The organism is Roseovarius sp. A-2 (genome assembly GCF_002072155.1).
Classification (GTDB): Bacteria; Pseudomonadota; Alphaproteobacteria; order Rhodobacterales; family Rhodobacteraceae; genus Roseovarius.
Map to the genome: position 1 here is coordinate 1 of NZ_BDIY01000068.1, position 2,771 is coordinate 2,771.

Consider the following 2,771-nt stretch of genomic DNA (forward strand, 5'->3'; position numbering starts at 1 on the left):
AGCCCCAGAGGACATTGCCGTCCGCCGTTAACCCGGACGCAGATCACGCTCGAGCTCGTCATGGCACCCTCGCGCAAAACATGGTCTCACGGCCGATCATACAGGTGTCGTGAATTATCCGGGTTAATTTCTTGAGCCGACCGGGCCGCCATCTGGTCTATCAGGATACGCAGGGCATCTGGCTTTCGAACCGGCGTGATATCTGCCACATCGCGCTCAACGACTGCGTCGATATAGTCCCGATACTGCCGCTGACGGGATCTGAGTGGCAGCGTTCTGGTTTCAGGAAAGCCCCCTTCCAGAATGAGATCAATGTAGTCGCTTCGGCTGACCTTCTCTGGATCGGCCACTTGTCCTAGCGTCGGGTCTTTTTGCATCGCCCAGTCCATTAGGCGATTAACAGGTGCTCTTTTGACTTCGGCAACTGACAAGGGCCAGAGCTTAAGTGTGCGCATCCTGCCCGCAAGCGAGTCAGCTACGTCAGCGGTCGTAAATACGTTGGAGGATCCGGTAAGTACAAATTGCCCCTTGCGCCGATTGGTATCGACCAACCTCTTAATTGCCAGAGCCAGCTTTTTAGACCGCTGAGCCTCATCGATGATAAGCGGTGCATGATCCAGGTCTTCCATCAGACTGGTGAGCTGCCCTTCTGGGTCCGCGTCAATGGCGGCCAAGACTGCAGCGTCATCCAAAGTGATAAAACGGCCATTGCCAAACAAGTCTCTTACAAGTGTCGTCTTGCCAACCTGCCTCGGACCTATGAGGTTGACCACACGTGCTGATGCGATTGCGTCTTCAAGCTCTGGAATGAGGTGTCTTGGCAGATAGTCTTCTGTATCACTCATGGACCGGTGTTTCCCTTTCGAGCTTTGCGGAAAGCATACCGTGTGAGAGGCTTGGTTCCTACCACTGGTTGCTTATTAGAGAACCCACCATTTGTCCATTAGAAACTCCACCATTTGCTCATTAGGTATCTCACTATTTGCTCACTAGATGAACTTCTGTGTGTCAACTTGCCAAGCCAGCATCCTGTAGTCCTTCGCGATCGGGCAAGTCGCGAAGGCTTGCCATCCCGAACACCATCAAGAACTTCTGCGTTGTCACATAGGTATAGGGTGCCCCTGCCCGCGGGCTGCGCGGTCCGGTGGTGATCAACTCTTGTGCCCGCAACCTCCCAATCAGATCACGGCTGATGTCCTTGCCAAAGATATCCTTGAGTCCGTCACGCGTGAGCGGCTGGTGATAGGCAATCGACGCGAGCACAGCGACCTCGAATTCATTCAAGTCTACCAGCTGTTCATTCACATCCCCCGCCGTCCGGATTGCATCGGCAAATCGCACCCGCGTCCGCATCGACCACCCATCGGCAACCGCGACCAATTCATAGGGACGCCCAGCCAACTCCGCCTGAATATCCTCAATCAGTAAATCCACCGACGCCCCTTGCCCCACAACCCGCGCCAGATCCGCCCGCCGGACCGGAGACGCACTGGCAAAGAGCACCGCCTCGATCCGGCCCATCCATTCGCGCCAGCGTAATTCTGGCGGCAGGTCCTCCAGTTCAGTGTCTAACGCCGGGGCTTCCTGTGTCATGCTTACACCCCGTAGAGCCGGAACGTGGCGCGCCCGGTGAGCTCACGCACAACGCCCAGTTCCACCAACCGATCACACAACCGCCGCGCCGCGCGGCCCGTCATCGCGAATGACGTGCCCTGGATCATGGGAGACAACATCCCCGAGGGCGACACCGCATCATGGCTCAGAAACAAGGCCAGGGCTTCGTCTGACCCTTTGGCCCGCAGCTTTGGTGCAATGGCCTGCAACTTGGTGGCACGCCTCACAAGATCAGCAGCATCGCGAATGGCTCCATCGCAGGCGACAATTATCGCGCGGTGTAAGCTAAGCGACGGGTTACCCGCCCCGTCCGCGATCGCACGGATATCCTTGCGCGCCAAATGCGCGGCAAATAATGGCACCGGGCGACTCCAGCCAATCGCACGGGCCAGCGTCACATCCGCCAACATCAGTGCCGCCGATTCTTCGCGCGGAAACTGTCGCAACATGGCCGCCAATATCTGGCTCGCTTGTCCAACCGGTGTTCCTGCGTGGGCACCGAGTTCTGACACCGCTTCTGCCATTGAAGCGGGCAACAACTTCCCAAGCCGGTCTTTCCACCCCGGTCGTGTCAGGTCGATCCGCGCCGACTTGCGCCAAGCAACAAACATGTTACCAGCAGGTCCCAACGCATCCCCTGCACGCGCCAAACACACTGCGTCACGGACATCGGACGTGTTTTCATTGCGGTTTTCTAGCTTTAGACAGGCAACTGTGGCGTCCAAAGCCATTCGATCCCGCAACAAAGCACCCGGCAATGTGCCACACGAGTCGCGCAACACCACATCTAGCATTGCCAATGCCGCACCGGACATAAATGCACCAGTTTCAATGACTTCGGTTCGTGACGAGGTGACCCAACGGGGTAGCAACTGTATGCTCTGTGTATCGTCAAAGACTGGTTTCGTGGTGGGTTTCATATCCGAACCCTAAGTCAGTGCGGCGCTTATTGCCAGAAAATACTACCTTACCCGCCCCACCTTAAAGCCCTCAATCATGTCCAATAATGTTGTATTATCGGACATAACTAGATAGGGTTCGCGACATGTTGCTGTCGTTTTAGTTTCATGGGTGGATTCGACTGAAATCGGCCCTCTCGTCGAGGAAGTTTCCACTTAACCGGTGGACTGGGCTCTTGCTCAAACTCTGGACTCTTA

At 56.2% G+C, this 2,771-nt stretch carries 3 protein-coding genes; all 3 read right to left on the minus strand.

Features of this window, described 5'->3' with window-relative positions:
* Positions 1-86: 86 nt before the first annotated feature.
* Positions 87-845, minus strand: coding sequence for an ATP-binding protein (locus tag BHD06_RS22485; protein WP_254892579.1), 759 nt, complete (start codon positions 843-845; stop codon positions 87-89).
* Between the two features lie 163 nt (positions 846-1,008).
* The gene (locus tag BHD06_RS22490) at positions 1,009-1,593 is read right to left on the minus strand and encodes an SMC-Scp complex subunit ScpB (protein WP_080459170.1); all 585 of its coding nucleotides are present in this window, start codon (positions 1,591-1,593) and stop codon (positions 1,009-1,011) included.
* A gap of 2 nt (positions 1,594-1,595) precedes the next feature.
* Positions 1,596-2,534, minus strand: coding sequence for a DUF1403 family protein (locus tag BHD06_RS22495; RefSeq protein WP_080459171.1), 939 nt, complete (start codon positions 2,532-2,534; stop codon positions 1,596-1,598).
* Positions 2,535-2,771 lie beyond the last annotated feature (237 nt).